Annotated in this window: 17 protein-coding genes; 12 read left to right on the forward strand and 5 right to left on the reverse strand. The window is 46.8% G+C overall.

The annotated features are described in order from the left end of the window. Positions 1–35 precede the first annotated feature (35 nt). The 5 genes from HMPREF3091_RS00840 to HMPREF3091_RS00860 all read left to right on the forward strand — a co-directional run bounded on the left by HMPREF3091_RS00840 (position 36) and on the right by HMPREF3091_RS00860 (position 4,909). The gene (locus HMPREF3091_RS00840; RefSeq protein WP_070713370.1) at positions 36–2,099 is read left to right on the forward strand and encodes a BglG family transcription antiterminator; all 2,064 of its coding nucleotides are present in this window, start codon (positions 36–38) and stop codon (positions 2,097–2,099) included. Positions 2,100–2,168: 69 nt separating this feature from the next. Further along, positions 2,169–2,825, forward strand: coding sequence for a class II aldolase/adducin family protein (locus HMPREF3091_RS00845; RefSeq protein ID WP_070713372.1), 657 nt, complete (start codon positions 2,169–2,171; stop codon positions 2,823–2,825). 123 nt (positions 2,826–2,948) lie between these two features. Then, entirely contained in the window at positions 2,949–3,968 is a 1,020-nt protein-coding gene (locus HMPREF3091_RS00850; RefSeq protein WP_004847347.1) for a dihydroxyacetone kinase subunit DhaK, read from the forward strand. 1 nt (position 3,969) lies between these two features. Next, on the forward strand, positions 3,970–4,620 hold the full coding sequence (locus HMPREF3091_RS00855; RefSeq protein ID WP_070713374.1) for a dihydroxyacetone kinase family protein: 651 nt from the start codon (positions 3,970–3,972) through the stop codon (positions 4,618–4,620). 22 nt (positions 4,621–4,642) lie between these two features. Continuing rightward, the gene (locus tag HMPREF3091_RS00860) at positions 4,643–4,909 is read left to right on the forward strand and encodes an HPr family phosphocarrier protein (RefSeq protein ID WP_004847350.1); all 267 of its coding nucleotides are present in this window, start codon (positions 4,643–4,645) and stop codon (positions 4,907–4,909) included. Between the two features lie 42 nt (positions 4,910–4,951). Here HMPREF3091_RS00860 and dhaL read toward each other — a convergent pair whose 3' ends face one another. Together dhaL and HMPREF3091_RS00870 are read right to left on the reverse strand one after the other, a co-directional pair. Continuing rightward, positions 4,952–5,587 carry a dihydroxyacetone kinase subunit DhaL gene (gene dhaL / locus HMPREF3091_RS00865; protein ID WP_070713378.1) on the reverse strand — a complete coding sequence of 212 codons (636 nt, stop codon included), beginning with the start codon at positions 5,585–5,587 and terminating at the stop codon, positions 4,952–4,954. 1 nt (position 5,588) lies between these two features. Beyond that, a complete protein-coding gene (locus tag HMPREF3091_RS00870) occupies positions 5,589–6,593 on the reverse strand; it encodes a dihydroxyacetone kinase subunit DhaK (RefSeq protein WP_070713382.1) in 1,005 nt (334 codons plus the stop codon). Between the two features lie 268 nt (positions 6,594–6,861). Here HMPREF3091_RS00870 and HMPREF3091_RS00875 point away from each other — a divergent pair, with 268 nt between their 5' ends. From HMPREF3091_RS00875 to emrB, 7 genes are all read left to right on the forward strand, one after another. Then, on the forward strand, positions 6,862–7,356 hold the full coding sequence (locus HMPREF3091_RS00875) for a DUF1198 family protein (RefSeq protein WP_004847358.1): 495 nt from the start codon (positions 6,862–6,864) through the stop codon (positions 7,354–7,356). 232 nt (positions 7,357–7,588) lie between these two features. After that, the gene (locus HMPREF3091_RS00880) at positions 7,589–8,350 is read left to right on the forward strand and encodes an AzlC family ABC transporter permease (RefSeq protein WP_004847360.1); all 762 of its coding nucleotides are present in this window, start codon (positions 7,589–7,591) and stop codon (positions 8,348–8,350) included. A gap of 22 nt (positions 8,351–8,372) precedes the next feature. Then, positions 8,373–8,714, forward strand: coding sequence for an L-valine transporter subunit YgaH (ygaH, locus tag HMPREF3091_RS00885; RefSeq protein ID WP_210403535.1), 342 nt, complete (start codon positions 8,373–8,375; stop codon positions 8,712–8,714). Between the two features lie 157 nt (positions 8,715–8,871). Further along, positions 8,872–9,390, forward strand: coding sequence for a transcriptional repressor MprA (gene mprA, locus HMPREF3091_RS00890; RefSeq protein ID WP_004847364.1), 519 nt, complete (start codon positions 8,872–8,874; stop codon positions 9,388–9,390). Positions 9,391–9,424: 34 nt separating this feature from the next. Next, entirely contained in the window at positions 9,425–10,882 is a 1,458-nt protein-coding gene (locus HMPREF3091_RS00895) for an efflux transporter outer membrane subunit (protein WP_070713388.1), read from the forward strand. Positions 10,883–10,906: 24 nt separating this feature from the next. Next, complete coding sequence (gene emrA, locus HMPREF3091_RS00900) at positions 10,907–12,082, forward strand: multidrug efflux MFS transporter periplasmic adaptor subunit EmrA (protein ID WP_070713392.1); 1,176 nt, start codon at positions 10,907–10,909, stop codon at positions 12,080–12,082. 17 nt (positions 12,083–12,099) lie between these two features. Then, positions 12,100–13,635 carry a multidrug efflux MFS transporter permease subunit EmrB gene (gene emrB / locus HMPREF3091_RS00905; RefSeq protein WP_004847371.1) on the forward strand — a complete coding sequence of 512 codons (1,536 nt, stop codon included), beginning with the start codon at positions 12,100–12,102 and terminating at the stop codon, positions 13,633–13,635. A 46-nt stretch (positions 13,636–13,681) separates the two neighbouring features. Here emrB and HMPREF3091_RS00910 read toward each other — a convergent pair whose 3' ends face one another. The 3 genes from HMPREF3091_RS00910 to degP form a co-directional block, all read right to left on the reverse strand. After that, positions 13,682–14,011, reverse strand: coding sequence for a type II toxin-antitoxin system RelE/ParE family toxin (locus HMPREF3091_RS00910; protein ID WP_083321325.1), 330 nt, complete (start codon positions 14,009–14,011; stop codon positions 13,682–13,684). Beyond that, a complete protein-coding gene (locus HMPREF3091_RS00915; protein ID WP_070713396.1) occupies positions 14,008–14,292 on the reverse strand; it encodes a damage-inducible protein J in 285 nt (94 codons plus the stop codon). Before HMPREF3091_RS00915 ends, HMPREF3091_RS00910 begins: the two co-directional genes overlap by 4 nt. Positions 14,293–14,550: 258 nt before the next feature. Further along, positions 14,551–15,978, reverse strand: coding sequence for a serine endoprotease DegP (gene degP / locus HMPREF3091_RS00920; RefSeq protein WP_070713399.1), 1,428 nt, complete (start codon positions 15,976–15,978; stop codon positions 14,551–14,553). Positions 15,979–16,053: the final 75 nt, after the last annotated feature.

Here is a 16,053-nt window from a genome sequence, read left to right on the forward strand (position 1 = left end):
CTGGAGTCACCCTTCACATACGAGGATATTGCATTATGGCTGTTGATAAACGTGTCTTCACCGTACTTGATGCGATTGTAAGCGATCCTAGTATCACGGGTGTAGCGCTTGAGTCTGAATTTAATCTGACTCGTAAGCAATTAAGCTACACAATAAAGAAAATTAATGATTATCTTGAATCGCACCACTTTGAGACTATCACTCGATTAAAAACAGGCAAACTTCATGTACCTAAGCTCGTTATCGAAAACTTTCGCCATCAAGAAGATGTAGTATTTAATAATCGCTACCTTTTCTCTGAAGAAGAACGTGGGCAATTAATTATTTTCTTTTTACTAACACGTGCTGAACGTTTATCACTATTACACCTGACGTCTGCACTTAACGTTAGCCAAAACACGATCATCAATGATATTAAAAAAGTTAAATCAAGCGTTAGCCAATACGGTTTAAAAATTCACTATAATCGTGAGCAAGGGTATCACATTGCGGGAGATGAGATTAAAAAACGCTATCTTCTACTTAGCGCGTTACGTAACATCCTTATGATCCCGGTTGCTAAAAGCATTATTGCACAATATAACAATGTCATCTCAGAACATATTGAACAAGTTGGTTATGTTTTTAGTGAGATAGAAAAATGTCTAAAAATTCAGTTTACCGATCAACAACTACAAGAACTCATCTATTTTATTTGTTTTATCCAACATCGTATTAAGTTTGGCAAAACGATAAAAATCCTCCCAGATAGTTACAGTGAAATCGCTCATGGTCGTGATTTTAAACTGATGCAAAACATTATTCATAAAATGGGGATTCATCAGTATAACGAACACATATTTTTAACTGCTATAATTCAAAGCTCTAATATTCAAACCATCTCGGACAAATATTTTCACTTAGATACGCTTCTTCTTGAAAGTGTCGTCGTCGTAGTGGATAACTTTGAAAAAATTAGCTGTGTCACAATCAAAGAGAAGAGTGAACTCATAGAGAAAATCTATCAGCATTGGAAACCCGCTTATTATCGCATTCGCTATCACCTGACCAACACCAATAGTGTGTATGACTTAGTTGCGAAAGAATTTAGCCATCTGCATGAGATGGTACGTCGCGCAATGCTGCCTTTTGAAAAAATATTACACTGTGAGGTGCCAAACGAAGAGGTGGCATTCTTAACCGTGTTATTTGGTGGATGGCTCACGCGAGAAGGGCTGATTAATCAGATTAAAACTCAAAAAACGGCGATAGTGGTTAGCGAAAATAGTGCAACGGTCTCGACTTATCTCTATCTAACGCTACAGGTTTTATTGCCTGAATTGCATTTTATAGAAATGATGTCACGAAGAGAGTTTGAAAAATACTCACGTCATTATGACGTCGTTTTTTCCACCACTTTTATTAAGACTGACAAAATACTATTCGTAGTAAACCCCGCGATTAATAACTTTCATAAAAGCACATTTCGTCATCAAGTCATTAGCTCATTGCAGGGCGTAGACCCACATATTATCCAAATGGAGGAGTTACTCTTAATCCTTGAAAAGTACGGAACAATCCATGATAGAAAAGGCCTACAAAAAGAATTGGCTAGCTACATTTACGATGAAAGCAGCTCTGAATGCCCGTCACACTCTTCGGCCTTTGAAACCCCATCCTTGAGTGAGTTGCTGTGCATTGAACACCTTTGTTTTCAAGATACAAATACGTTGTCTTGGGAGCAATCTATCGCCAAAGCAGCATCACCATTGCTAACAGAACAACTGCTCGAACCTCGTTACATAACCACTATGATCAATAAAATCTCTATTGAGCAGCCGTATATCATGTTGGCTGATGGCCTCATTATTGCTCATGCCGGCGTTGATGATGGGGTAAATAAAATCTGTATGTCTCTCCTACGCTTACCTGAGAAAATTAGTATCGCTGGTTATATGCAAGCAGACATCATTATTGTTCTCGCCACAAACAACCCGCAAAAACACCTGAAAGCATTAGCACAGCTTAATGAATTTCTTGAATTCAACGATGGGGGAGAAAAAATTCGCACGTCAATAACTAAAGAGAATTTATTACAGCATCTGTCTGAATATTATTAAATTACATCATACCGCATGGCGTTTACCTGTCGCCATTCTCCCCGTCATTCTGATTATAGGATAAATATCATGTTAGACATTCAGAAAAAGCAAGTCGTAGAAATGGCCAAAATGGCTCAGCAGTGGGGCTTATGTAAACATAAGGCAGGAAACTCTAGTGTACGGGATAAAGAGACTGGATATATACTTGTCACGCCCACAACCATAGATAAATCGGTACTCACGCCACGTGATATCGTCGTTATGGATATTAATGCCAATGTTATTGAGAGTGAATCAGGTCTTCGCCCTACTAGCGAGTGTTTAATGCATATTAAAATATACAAAGCTCGTCATGATGTATTTGCCATATCTCATACTCATTCAATCTATGCAACCTCATTTGCAGTATTAAATAAGCCAATACCCGCTATCGTATACGAATGTGCGATTTTAAACTTAAAAGACGGTGTTATTCCTGTCGCACCTTATGGTAGACCAGGCACCCCAGCACTTTCAACTAGCGTTATAGACCCTATTTTACGTGCAGACGCTATATTAATGGAAAAACATGGGGTTATCGGAGTAGACAAAGAACCTTATGAAGCCGTATTAAAGTCAGCCTACATAGAGGAAATGGCGGAAATTTACTACCATGCATTACTTATCAACGGGGGTAAAGAGCCAGAAAGCTTCCCTCCTCATGAGTTACAGAGTTGGGCTTACCCAAAAGAAATTAAATTCTAACAAACCTTTATTTAAATAAATTATTTCCAGCCACCACCAGGTCGGTAATAGCCTGCGTTCTATTCTATTGCGCAGGCTATTTAACATCACATTAGTGGTTATTCAATTTCACTGAGAAACATTATGAAAAAATTCATTAACTCTCCCGAGGACTTTATTCCTGAAGTATTAAATGGAATTTATCTCGCTCACGCCAATCAATTTCATTTTGTTAATAACGATCCACATTGTTTAGTGTCTACCAATAAACGCCCAGGAAAAGTTGCCATCGTTACCGGTGGAGGGTCAGGACATTTGCCCCTTTTTCTTGGCTACGTGGGTAAAGGCATGCTTGACGGCTGCGGCGTTGGTGATGTTTTTCAGTCTCCTAGCCCTGAGCAAATTTTATCAATAACTCAGGCTGTCGATTCAGGCGCGGGCGTACTCTACCTATACGGTAACTATAACGGTGATATTTTCAATTTCGATATGGCCGCAGAAATGGCTGAGTTCGAAAGCAATATTGTCACAGCTACGGTCATCGCTGGCGATGATATCGCTTGCCCTCCTCCATCTGCCGGTGAACCTAGCCGTCGCCGAGGCGTTGCAGGTATCTTTTTTGCGTATAAGTGTGCCGGAGCCGCTGCAGCGCAAATGTTGGATTTAGCCAACGTTCAGCGTATTGCCCAAAAAGCCTGTAATAACATCAGGACTATTGGTGTTGGGCTTTCACCTTGCATCGTCCCTCGTGTAGGCAAACCTAGCTTTCATATTGGCGAAGATGAAATGGAGATCGGCATTGGAATTCACGGCGAAAGCGGTATTCGTCGTGGAGAAAAACAGCCAGCCAACAGTATTGTTGATGAACTGATGAATAATCTTCTTGCCGACTTTCCACTCCACGCTGGCGATGAAGTTGCCGTGCTGATTAATGGACTTGGCGCAACGCCCCTAGAAGAACTTTATTTAGTTTATGGCAGAGCCTACCAAACGCTGAAGAACGCCGGAATCAACGTGTTTAAAACCTATGTGGGTGAATATGCCACAGCAATGGAAATGGCGGGGTTATCGATCAGTTTAATGCGCGTAGATGACGAACTGAAACAGCTCCTAGCACATGAAGCCAACACCCCGATGTTTAAACAATTTCAGGGAGAAGACTAATATGCTTTTGACCGCTCAGCAGCTTAAATCACTGTTTGCCCAGTGGGCCAATATTATGTTGGCTCAAAAAGAAACGCTGATTGAAATGGATAGCATCGTCGGTGATGGCGATCTTGGCCTCACCATGAGCGACGGCTTCCGTTCTGCCTATCACGAGGTATCTCGCAGTGACGAAACTGATATAGGCAAATTTTTCTACCTCGCGGGTAAAACGATGTCCTCCGCGGTGCCCTCCACCATGGGGACTTTAATGGCCTCAGGCCTTATTGAAGTTGGCAAAACATTTAAAGGAAAAACCACCCTCAAAAGCGAAGAGTTTGGCATCTTGTTTCAATCCTTTTTTTGCGGAGTGCAAAACCGCGGCAAAGCTCAACTCGGCGAGAAAACTTTTCTAGATGGTCTATTCCCCGCAATCAGTGTGCTAAATCAGGAAAATACAGAGAAACAGGATTGGATTTCTCTTGCTCATCTAGCTCATGAAGAAGCAAAACGGGGAGTACAAAACACGACCACGCTAATAGCAAAACATGGGCGCGCCGCAACGCATGGAGAGCGCTCACGCGCATTGCTCGATCCCGGGGCCTATGTCGCCCAACTGTTGATCGGTGGGTATTGCATGTTTGCTGATGATTATTTAGCTCAAGACGAATGATGAGAATAAAGAGGATGTTCCCATGCTAAAAGAAACTGTCATCGTAGGTAATCAAACTGGTATCCACGCCCGTCCCGCAGGGGTTCTTGCTAAAGCCGTGGGGCAATTTCAATCACGCATTGAGCTGGTTTATAACGGAAAAACCATTAAAGCGAAAAGTATTATGGGAATTCTGGGCGCTGGAATTAAGGGGCGTGCTCAGGTCGAAATCATCTGTGAAGGGCAAGATGAAGAGCGTGCCATGCAGGAATTGAAACAGCTTTTTGCACGTGGTTTTGGATTTGACTAAGCCGAGCGCTAACGGCCACCCTGAGTAGCCGTTAGCATACAATCACTTCACTTCATTCGCGGCATATTGCGCCATAAATCGGAGAATGAGTGCCATAGATACAGCCCCCGGATCACAATGCCCTATTGCCCTTTCCCCCAAATTCTTGGCCCTGCCAAAGGACGCTACCATCATTTTAGTCCCTTCCGCACCTTGGTCTGCGGCCTCAGCACAGCGGGAAAGCACCTCGTCCAACGGCAACGATTGCACTGCGTTCGCAACGTCCGCCGCTGCCGATAACGCATCAACCATCGTTTTATCTCCAGGTTTAGCGCCTCCACGGGTATGTACTGCAAGCCATCCTTGATTCAGCCAACGCGCTAATGACACAGCGTTAAATTCTTTTTCTCCGTCTAAGCTTTTGCCCCCAGCCCGAAATAACGTGCCAAATACGGCACCAGAGGCGCCGCCCATAGACGTCATCAATGTCGTGCCTATTTGCACCCAAAATTCCCCCACGTTTTGCGGCTGAAAAGTTGGATTGTCCATGAGTTTAACCAGAGCTGAAAACCCTCTCTTCATACCTATTCCATGATCGCCATCGCCAATAACCTGATCTAATTCAGTCAGCATGGGCTCGCTCTTAATCATCTGATGTGCCGTTAACAGCATCATTTGCTTTAACTGTGAGATATTCATTTTATTTGCTCCAACCTAAAGTGGAATGCGGCATGTCATACAGCGCCTGTAATTCCTCATCAAGCAACATGAGGCTGATGGAAAAACCTGACATCTCTAGCGATGTACAAAAGTGACCAATGACCACGTCATGGGTTTCTAAGCCACGAGCGCTCAATGCCATCCCCACTCTGCGGCTGATAACCAATAGTTCGGTATTGCTTAGAGCCCCCAAGTTATTGACGGCTACGCACAGGCGATCACCGGCTTTGAAAGGTCTGTCCTGACACAAGCGTTCGATCATGATGTCTACAATCTCATCTGCCGTAGTCAATTTTTGGCGATAGAGTCCAGGCTCACCATGAATACCAATGCCGACTTCAATTTCATCGTCAGCCAGTCTAAAATTAAATGAATCAGATTGTGGTAACGCACAACCGTCTAAAGCGACGCCAATGGTGCGGGTATTAAAGTTCGCTTTGATAACGACATCTTGTAGCTGAGAAAGATCATATTTTTTATACTGTGCCGCGGCACCAGCAATTTTATATAAAAACATAATCCCGCCCACGCCGCGACGATCTGAAATTCGATCTAAAGGCGCAGAAGCAATATCATCAGTTGCTTTCACCGTGCGAGTTTCAATGCCATCCTCGGCTAATATTTCTGCCGCAATATCAAAATTCATACTGTCGCCAGAATAACTTCCATAAAGGAATAGCACGCCATTATTTTTATGCGTAGCTTTAGCTACAGCGATAATTTGATCGGGCGAGGGAGAGGTAAAAACTTCCCCTAGCGCACAGCCATCAATACCGCCAAGGCCAATGAACCCGGCGAAGGTAGGTTCATGGCCACTTCCCCCTCCGCTGATGATCACCACCTGTTCAGGATTAATGCCTTGGCGGTAAACCGCCGAAAACTCATCGATAGAAATCATTTTTCCTTGGTAGGCATAAACCATTCCTTGCATAATTTCATGGCGTAAATTGTCGGGGTTGTTTAATATCTTCTTTGGCTTTCGCATAATATTATTCACTCGAGAGGTTAATGGTTGTATAAAGGTTCTTAGGACATAAAGACCAATAGCTATTTTTATTCTATTTAATACGTTTTTATTGAGCCACAACCGTTAATGACAATTAATATCCTACCCATGGCGCATGATTGTTACGTCAATTTTTATCGGGCATCGTTGCCTGTTAATATCTCCTTGAGAAGTATTACTCAGCAGCTATTCTCTCTCTCGCTATTTCCCTTTATGATATCCGCCCTCTTTCTTGATAGGACTGTCCATGATTTGGTTAATGCTGGCGACGCTAGTGGTGGTTTTTATTATCGGTTTTCGCGTGCTGAACTCCGATGCGCGCCGCGCATCTCAGGCTCTGACCAAACGGTTGAACATCGAACCTGTCTACGTGGAGTCGATGCTTAGCCAAATGGGTAAGACCGCGGGTGGAGAGTTTATTCAGTATCTTTTGCAGGATAATGAATCACACATGGGAAACGCAGCGGGTGTGCTGCTAATTTATCAAACGTTTATCGTTGACGAGTCTGAAGAGAGCTTAACGTTTTGGCGTTCGGTATTGCGTAAAGCGCATCTGCCAACGGAGATAACCCACAAGCATGTTCGGCTGGCGTTGTCTTTCTTACGCGAGCTTGAGCCCGATCCGAATGAAATGGCGTCCTATCGCCTGCGCTATAACGCACGGTTTACCGCCGTGGCGCCTGAAGGCGAAGCATCCAACAGCAACGTCTTTTATATGGATGGATCATCTCCTCAGGATTAGCGTTCAGCGTAAACTCCCCGTTTTCCCCTAATGTTCGTTAGGGGGCCTCACGCACAACTGTATAATTTTCAACCAAAAACAATCCATCTCTTGCATAGATTAGTTTGCAAATAGTTATTTTTAATTTTAATTAATCGCGGGACTATCATGCGTGTATACAGTCTGATAATGTGACCGCATTAATGATTCATTCACCGTGTATTATCTCTAATCCAGCCATAACGACCCAAACATGCAAACTCAAACTTCTGCTGAACAAGCCGCAGAGACTATCGTTACGCCATCAACCTTCAAAGACGGCATTGTAGATAGCCTGCCGATTGTGATTGGCTACTTGCCTGTCGCTTTTGCCTTTGGTTTAACCGCGGTGAAACTCGGATTCTCTCCGCTTGAGAGCATCTTCTTTTCCAGCGTGATCTACGCAGGTGCCAGCCAGTTTGTGATAACCGCGCTGCTCAGCGCGGGGATGTCGTTGTGGATATCAGCGCTGACGGTGATGGCGATGGATATTCGCCATATTTTGTATGGACCTTCGCTCCGCCATCGCATTATTACTAAGATGAGCCCAGGAAAAACCGCGCTTTGGGCGTTTGGCCTGACCGATGAAGTTTTTGCCGCAGCCACCAGCAAACTGATGCGCGATAATCGCCAGTGGAGCGAAAACTGGATGATCGGTATTGCACTCTGTTCGTGGCTGTCTTGGGTATTTGGCACCGCGGTTGGCGCACTTTTCGGCAATGGACCGCTGAAAGCCTATCCCGCCATCGAGGCATCGCTGACCTTTATGCTTCCAGCGCTGTTTCTAAGCTTTTTATTAGCCTCGTTTAAACGCCAGCAAAGTTTTACCGTAATAGCATCATTGGCAGCGTCTTTGGCTGCGCTTCTCATCTTCTCGATCCCTGCATCCATTTTGGCCGGTATTGCCGCAGGCTGCCTGGCCTCGTTGTTTGGGCCAAAACCACAGCCGTTACCGGAGGTCTGCAATGATAAATAACTTCACCTTCAGTAACCTTGCGATGGATTCAACGGTGGTCACTATCAGCCTGATCGTCGGTGGTGCAAACTTTCTCTTCCGCTATTTACCACTCAGACTCGGGCGGGCACGCAAAAGCGACACCGCGAAACAGGGAATTATCTCTTTGCTCTTGGACAATATCGGCATCGCGTCTATTTGCGCTCTGTTGGTGGTTTCGAGTACGCCTGAAATTTTGTCTCACCACGAGCGGCTGATTCCCACGCTCTGCGGCTTTCTCGCCCTTTCACTGTGTTTTTACCGCACTCAAAGCATCATTATGTCTACCATCTCAGGAGCAGTTACCTTCGGTTTGGTTTTTAAGATGATGATGATGTTCACCTGATTTCATCTCAGTGATATTAATCAGACAAATTATTTTTTGCGATTAATGTTTCCAACAGCAATTAATAACAATCACCGCTAATTATTTATGTGTTAGATTATTTACATTATTAATTCCCATAGTTACTATACCGCCTGAAACTAACGAGGTTACATCCATGTCAAGTTCTATTGCTCATATTGAGGAAATGCTAAAGCTGCGCGCGCTCCGTCAGAAAGACTTCCCATACCAAGAAATTCTCCTGACACGCCTGTGCATGCACATGCAAAGCAAATTGTTGGAAAATCGCAACAAGATGCTTAAAGAACAAGGGATTAACGAAACACTGTTCATGGCTCTGATCACGCTGGATGCACAAGAGAGCAAAAGTATTCAACCATCTGAGCTGAGCGCCGCTCTCGGTTCATCACGTACCAATGCAACCCGCATTGCCGATGAGCTGGAAAAGCGTGGCTGGATTGAACGTCAGGAAAGTGACAGCGACCGTCGTTGTCTGCATTTGCACCTGACCGAAGCCGGCGAAGCGTTCCTTGGAGAGATCCTTCCTCCACAGCACAAATGCCTGCATTTCTTATGGTCCACTCTGACTGCGGATGAGCAACAGGTGCTCGAAACCTTGACGCGTAAGCTGCTGGGTCGCATTGAAGAGATGGAACAATCTGGCCTGACGCAATAACCGCGTCTGGCATCTAAACCATCAGGTATTAACCATGCAATTCCCTATTCGTGGACAACTTACCGCGCTTGCTGCGGTGCTCCTGTTGGCAGGCTGCGCATCAACCAATAATATTGAACCGCAGTCCTCGCTGATTAACTCACAGCAGTTGCAGTTATCCACGTCAACCAACACCGCTAAAGCGGTGAGCATTAACTGGTGGACGGCAGCCAATGACGCACAGTTGAATGCGCTCATGGCTGACGCCCTGAAAAATGCACCGACGCTGAAACAGGCGGCGGCGCGCGTGCGTGAAGCAGAGAACGCCGTAGGTATGGCCAACTCAGCCAATGGCCCGAATCTGGATCTCACCGCCAGCAGTCGTCGCGATCGTTTCTCTAAGAATACGATTCAGCCATTGGCACCTAATATGCCAAACCCGCAGCCGCTGTATGAAACCACCAATAATCTGGGTCTTAGCTTTAGCTATGAGTTTGACTGGTGGGGAAAATACCGTAATCAGGTCAATGCAGCAAAAGCACAGGTTAATGCGGCGCAGGCTGAACAACAGCAGACGGCGTTATCACTAACCTCAGCCATTGCATCGGCCTATTATCAGCTGCAAAGCAACTATGCTATGCAAGAGTTGCTGAACAAACAGATCCAGTCCTATCAGGCGTTGGCCGAAATCAATCAGCAGCAATATAACGCTGGTGTGGTCGGTATTGAGGTTTGGCAGCAATCGCAGGCGCAGGTTGATATCAACCGCCAGATGGTGACGCAGATCCAGACGCAAATCGATTTGCTGTCGCATCAGATCGCAGCTCTGACAGGTAAAAGCGCAGCCGGAAAATCAACCATCCAGCGCGTTAGTCTTCCTGATAGCCAGTGGCTAACACCACCAACAGAGCTAACTATCAATCTATTGGGCCAGCGTCCCGACATCACTGCTCAGCGTGAGTTAGTTGAGTCTTATGAACAAAGCGTTCAAGCGGCACGCAAAGATTTTTATCCAAGCGTTTCCATCAGCGGTTTTGCCGGATTTACTACCGCTAACTTCAAAGGAACGAATCCAACCCTGCTGGAAGCGGCCAGTAAAGCATGGAACTTAGCGCCAGCGATTTCGCTACCTATCTTCCACGCAGGTGCGCTACAGAGCAAACTGGGAGAAGAATCAGCGCTTTATGATCAAGCGGTAGAATCCTACAACCAGACTATCCTTAGTGCAGTTCAAGATGCCGCTGACGCCATTACTCAGCAGCAAAGCGCGAACCAGATGTATCAGCAAGCACAGGGCGCATCGCAGTCAACCGAGCAGGTTTATCGTGTTGCCCAAGCCCAGTACCAAAGCGGACTGACTGGGCGTTTACCTATGTTAAACAGCGAAACTCAACTGTTACAGCAGCAACAGGCAGAATTGAATGCCAAAAATAATCTGTTGCAGTCAAAAATTGGACTTATTCGTTCACTTGGCGGCGGCTATCAAGCCCCAGTCGTGAATTCAAAAGCATAATATTTTAGCAAGGCGGAGACACACATGAGCGAAAGCGTGGCAGCTCAAACCACCCAGCAGCAAACTTCGAACAAAAAGAGACAGCGCAAAACGTGGCTCACGATTTTGACCGTTATTTTTGTCGTTATTGGCATTGCCTATTTGGCCTATTGGTTCCTCGTACTGCGTCATCATCAGGAAACTGACGATGCTTACGTCACCGGTAATCAGGTGCAGATTAATGCACAGGTTTCTGGCAGCGTGACCAAAGTGTATTTCGATGGCACCGATTTAGTGAAAGCCGGTGATATTCTGGTAACGCTTGATCGTACCGACGCCGAACAAGCCTATGAAAAAGCGAAAACCGCGCTGGCAAACAGCGTGCGTCAAACTCATCAGCTCATCATTAACGGCAAGCAGTATCAGGCCAACATCCAGTTGCGTAAAACCGAGCTCAATAAAGCCACCGATGACTACAAGCGTCGTCAGGTGTTAGGCAGTGTTAATGCAATTGGTCGTGAAGAACTGCAACATGCGCAAGATGCGGTTGAAAGTGCTAAAGCGGCGCTGGATGTCGCTATTCAGCAATATAACGCGAACCAAGCGTTGATTCTGAACACGCCACTGGAAAAGCAACCCGCTATTCAACAGGCCGCAGCACAGGTTCGTGATGCATGGTTGGCGCTGGAGCGTACTCAAATCCGTAGCCCGATCACGGGTTATGTGTCGCGCCGTAGCGTTCAGGTGGGAGCTCAAATTACGCCAAGCACTCCTCTGATGGCCGTCGTTCCCGACAACCAGCTGTGGATTGACGCCAACTTTAAAGAAACTCAGCTCGCCGGTATGCGTATTGGGCAACCAGCCACCGTTATCAGTGATATGTACGGCGATGATGTCGTTTATAAAGGTAAAGTTGTCGGCTTAGACATGGGGACCGGTAGTGCGTTCTCGTTGCTACCGGCACAGAATGCGACCGGTAACTGGATCAAAGTGGTTCAGCGTTTACCCGTCCGTATCGAATTAGATGCCAAACAGATTGCAGAGCATCCCCTGCGTATTGGTTTATCTACGCTGGTTACGGTAGATACCGCCAATGCCGACGGTTTAGTGCTGGCTAACAACGTACGCAAAACGCCTGCATATGAAAGTAATGTCCTGACGTTGAACCTTGAACCGGTGAATCAGGTGATTGCCGAGATCATTCAGGCTAACGCAAGCTAAAAACGGCAGAGGTTAACGTGCAACAAAAACCACTTGAGGGCGCACGGCTTGCATGGATGACGGTGGCCCTTGCAATGGCCACCTTTATGCAGGTTCTGGACTCGACGATTGCCAACGTGGCGATCCCGACGATCTCTGGGAACCTAGGTGCATCAAACTCGCAGGGAACCTGGGTGATCACCTCGTTCGGGGTGGCTAATGCCATCTCGATCCCGATCACCGGTTGGCTGGCAAAACGCTTCGGGGAAGTTCGTTTATTTCTGTGGTCAACGATCCTGTTTGCCGCAGCCTCTTGGCTGTGTGGGATCTCCTCTAGCCTCGAGATGCTGATCTTCTTCCGCGTGTTACAAGGGATCGTAGCAGGCCCACTGATCCCGCTGTCGCAAAGTCTCTTGCTCAGTAACTATCCGCCTGCGAAGCGAAGTATGGCGTTGGCGATGTGGTCTATGACCGTTATCGTCGCGCCGATTTGCGGGCCGGTTCTGGGTGGCTACATCAGTGATAACTATCACTGGGGCTGGATCTTCTTCATCAACGTGCCTTTGGGGATCGCCGTTGCGCTGGTTGCCATGTCCACGCTGAAAGGACGCGAAACCAAAACCGAAATCAAGCCTATCGATACCGTGGGGCTAGTGCTTCTTGCGCTCGGCGTAGGTTGTTTGCAGGTGATGCTGGATAAGGGGAAAGAGCTCGACTGGTTTAACTCCACCGAGATCATTGTACTGACGGTTGTCGCCGTCGTCGCCCTGTGCTTCCTGCTTGTCTGGGAGCTTACCGACGAGCATCCGGTGGTCGATTTGTCCTTGTTCAAAATGCGTAACTTCACCATTGGTGTGCTATGTATCAGCTTGGCCTACATGCTCTACTTCGGTGCAATCGTATTGCTACCGCAGCTACTGCAAGAGGTCTATGGGTATACCGCAACCTGGGCTGGTTTGGCGTCCGCGCCAGTCGGTTTGATACCGGTGATATTATCGCCCATTATCGGTAAGTTTGCGCCTAAACTGGACATGCGCCGCTTAGTAACATTCAGCTTCATAATGTATGCCGTCTGTTTCTACTGGCGTGCCTATACCTTTGAACCGGGAATGGACTTTGGTGCTTCGGCTTGGCCGCAGTTTATTCAGGGTTTTGCCGTGGCGTGCTTCTTTATGCCACTGACAACCATCAGCCTGTCTGGACTTCCTCCAGAGCGTTTGGCGGCAGCCTCTAGCCTAAGTAATTTCTGCCGTACGCTGGCCGGTTCTATTGGTACATCGATCACAACCACACTGTGGACCCGCCGTGAAGCGCTACACCATTCACAGCTGACTGAATCGGTGAATCCGTACAACCCGCTGACACAGCAGACGTACAGCGAGCTTGAAAAACTGGGTATGAGCAGTAAGCAGGCCTCCGCTTACCTAGCGAATGAAATTACCGCGCAGGGACTGATTATCTCCGCCAACGAGATATTCTGGATGTCTGCGGGCGTGTTCTTAGTACTGCTGGTGCTCATTTGGTTCGCTCGCCCACCGTTCTCAACCGCCGGTGGCGGTGGTGGTGCTCACTAACCTAATGCATTACAAGAGAAAAGCTCAGACTTCGGTCTGGGCTTTTTTATTGGTAACGATGATTTTTGAACGATGACTTTTGAGTGTAATTTACCGCGATCTTTCTAGAGGTGTGGATTACGCGCAAAATGCGCACAGAGTGGGACTCTAAGGCGTAAACCATGACAAAAGGAAAATGTGGCACGATTAACCTTCTCCGTTGCGTATTGCCATTAATGGCATGCCCCGACTTTGGGTGCTCAGAAAGCAATGAAGACAGCGCGATAAAGCGCTCATCCGTCGCAATCGCCACCTTAGCGCCAGCCTTGTGAACCAAAAAACGGAAAATAGACATTCTGTCGGCTACTGCCTGATTTCCCCAAAATACAGAATTCACAGCTTTCCCTGCCGTGCTAAGTCTTTCAGACTGCCCATTTCCGAATTCATTTGCTCGTCAGAAATAAACTCCATTTTCCCTGAATCATAATCGCTGAAAGCCTGTTCGATCAGCGCCTCAAGCTCCATATTGGCATTTTCTAACTGGAAGCGGCGCTCCTCATCAGCCAACGCCTCCACGCGTTCCCTCACTAACTCAGTTAGGCTCATCTTTTTACGCTCCGCAGCCTGCATCGCTAGACGTTTAGTCTCTTCATCAATGCGAAAATGAATAGTACTCATAATTGGCGGCTCTCATTTATAATTTGTGGTGTCATTTGTGTTGTCATTATGACCAAATAATAAACAATTACCAGTCCACTTTCCGTGCTGATGCAAGATATCTCGCTAGCTCAAGCGAGAAAACAGTAAACCTTAATTACAGCCAAGTTACATTCAGATTGGCAATGCTGTTCGCAAAACTCACAAAAAAGACCCTGCCAGCGTGTGCTCACAGGGTCTTTTTTATCTTATTGGGCCGCGTGATGCGGCCTCAGAAAATTACTGCATTAACAGATACAGAGAGTTTTCGCCGCGCAAAATATTCAGAGCCAGAACCGGTGGCTTAGAATCCATAATTTTACGCAGTTCACCCAAGTTAGCGACAGGCTGCTGGTTTACGCCCAGAATGATATCGCCTTTCTGTAGACCAACACGCGCCGCGGTTGAGCCTTTCTGTACGTTGTCTACTTTAACGCCTTTAACTTTACCCGTTGTTACGTTGCTGAGCTCTGCACCTTCAATCCCGGCAAAGACATTGCTGGACGCAACCTGAGCTTGCTGGCTCTGCTCCAGCGTCACATCGATGCTGATTGGCTTACCATCACGGATCAACCCCAGTTTCAGCTTGCTGCCTACTGGCATAGTCCCGATTTCAGCACGGAACGATGCAAAGCTAGAAATAGGTTTGCCGTTCAGCGACACCACAACGTCACCCGCTTTAATCCCTGCTTTGGCAGCGGAAGATTTAGGCAGTACTTGGCTAATGAATGCGCCGCGCTGTGCATCAACCTTCATAGCCTTCGCCAGTTCAGAGTTCAACTCGGTGCCCATAATACCCAGCTCACCGCGTTTCACCTGACCAAATTCGACCATCTGGCCGGTCAAGTTTTTCACCATGTTGCTAGGGATCGCAAAACCGATACCGATGTTACCGCCGTCTGGAGCCAAGATTGCGGTGTTGATCCCAATCAGCTCACCGTTCAAGTTCACCAGCGCACCGCCGGAGTTACCACGGTTAATCGCCGCGTCGGTTTGGATGAAGTTTTCGTAGTTCTCTACGTTCAGGCCGCTACGTCCCAGCGCAGAAACAATACCCGAAGTCACGGTTTCACCCAGACCGTATGGGTTACCGATAGCCACGGTGTAATCACCCACGCGCAAGGCGTCAGAATCGGCCATCTTAATGGCGGTCAAATTCTTGGCATCTTTCAGCTGAATCAATGCAATATCGGTGCGTGGATCGGTACCAATCACTTTGGCTTCGTATTTGCGACCATCGCTCAGTTGTACCTGAATGGAGTCCGCGTTTTCTACCACGTGGTTATTCGTAGCAACATAACCTTTGGCTGCATCAATAATGACACCTGAGCCCAAGGCTTTAAATTTCTCTTTAGATGGGCCATTTGCGCCGCCGCCCTGACACATAGGTGAGCCACTAAACGGTGAGCCCTCCTGACAGAATGGTGAATTGTCACCAAAAAATTGCTGGAACTGCTGTGGCATACGCGCGTTGTTATTAACGGTTGCACTGCCTTCCACGTTGATGCTCACCACAGATGGCATCACTTTCTCCAGCATGGGTGCAAGACTAGGTAGCTGCTGGCTGGTCACTGCCGACGCCGTTTCAGCCGCGCTGGCTGACATCGGGCTTAACGCCATACCCAAACTCAATGCTACTGCACTCAATACTAAAGTGGATTTTTTCATAGAATGTTTTTCTCTTGTATTATCAACGATAAATAATTTGAGGAACGCGTAACATCGCCAATGATGTACTTACTC

This window comes from Hafnia sp. HMSC23F03, assembly GCF_001816025.1.
In the GTDB taxonomy this organism is placed as follows: domain Bacteria; phylum Pseudomonadota; class Gammaproteobacteria; order Enterobacterales; family Enterobacteriaceae; genus Hafnia; species Hafnia paralvei.

What these genes read in the sequence shown, in the direction of transcription:
- HMPREF3091_RS00840 (WP_070713370.1), top strand. Translation starts at nt 36, where the DNA reads ATGGCTGTTGATAAACGTGTCTTCACCGTACTTGATGCGATTGTAAGC.
- HMPREF3091_RS00845 (WP_070713372.1), top strand. Translation starts at nt 2,169, where the DNA reads ATGTTAGACATTCAGAAAAAGCAAGTCGTAGAAATGGCCAAAATGGCT.
- HMPREF3091_RS00850 (WP_004847347.1), top strand. Translation starts at nt 2,949, where the DNA reads ATGAAAAAATTCATTAACTCTCCCGAGGACTTTATTCCTGAAGTATTA.
- HMPREF3091_RS00855 (WP_070713374.1), top strand. Translation starts at nt 3,970, where the DNA reads ATGCTTTTGACCGCTCAGCAGCTTAAATCACTGTTTGCCCAGTGGGCC.
- HMPREF3091_RS00860 (WP_004847350.1), top strand. Translation starts at nt 4,643, where the DNA reads ATGCTAAAAGAAACTGTCATCGTAGGTAATCAAACTGGTATCCACGCC.
- dhaL (WP_070713378.1), bottom strand. Translation starts at nt 5,587, where the DNA reads ATGAATATCTCACAGTTAAAGCAAATGATGCTGTTAACGGCACATCAG.
- HMPREF3091_RS00870 (WP_070713382.1), bottom strand. Translation starts at nt 6,593, where the DNA reads ATGCGAAAGCCAAAGAAGATATTAAACAACCCCGACAATTTACGCCAT.
- HMPREF3091_RS00875 (WP_004847358.1), top strand. Translation starts at nt 6,862, where the DNA reads ATGATTTGGTTAATGCTGGCGACGCTAGTGGTGGTTTTTATTATCGGT.
- HMPREF3091_RS00880 (WP_004847360.1), top strand. Translation starts at nt 7,589, where the DNA reads ATGCAAACTCAAACTTCTGCTGAACAAGCCGCAGAGACTATCGTTACG.
- ygaH (WP_210403535.1), top strand. Translation starts at nt 8,373, where the DNA reads ATGGATTCAACGGTGGTCACTATCAGCCTGATCGTCGGTGGTGCAAAC.
- mprA (WP_004847364.1), top strand. Translation starts at nt 8,872, where the DNA reads ATGTCAAGTTCTATTGCTCATATTGAGGAAATGCTAAAGCTGCGCGCG.
- HMPREF3091_RS00895 (WP_070713388.1), top strand. Translation starts at nt 9,425, where the DNA reads ATGCAATTCCCTATTCGTGGACAACTTACCGCGCTTGCTGCGGTGCTC.
- emrA (WP_070713392.1), top strand. Translation starts at nt 10,907, where the DNA reads ATGAGCGAAAGCGTGGCAGCTCAAACCACCCAGCAGCAAACTTCGAAC.
- HMPREF3091_RS00915 (WP_070713396.1), bottom strand. Translation starts at nt 14,292, where the DNA reads ATGAGTACTATTCATTTTCGCATTGATGAAGAGACTAAACGTCTAGCG.
- degP (WP_070713399.1), bottom strand. Translation starts at nt 15,978, where the DNA reads ATGAAAAAATCCACTTTAGTATTGAGTGCAGTAGCATTGAGTTTGGGT.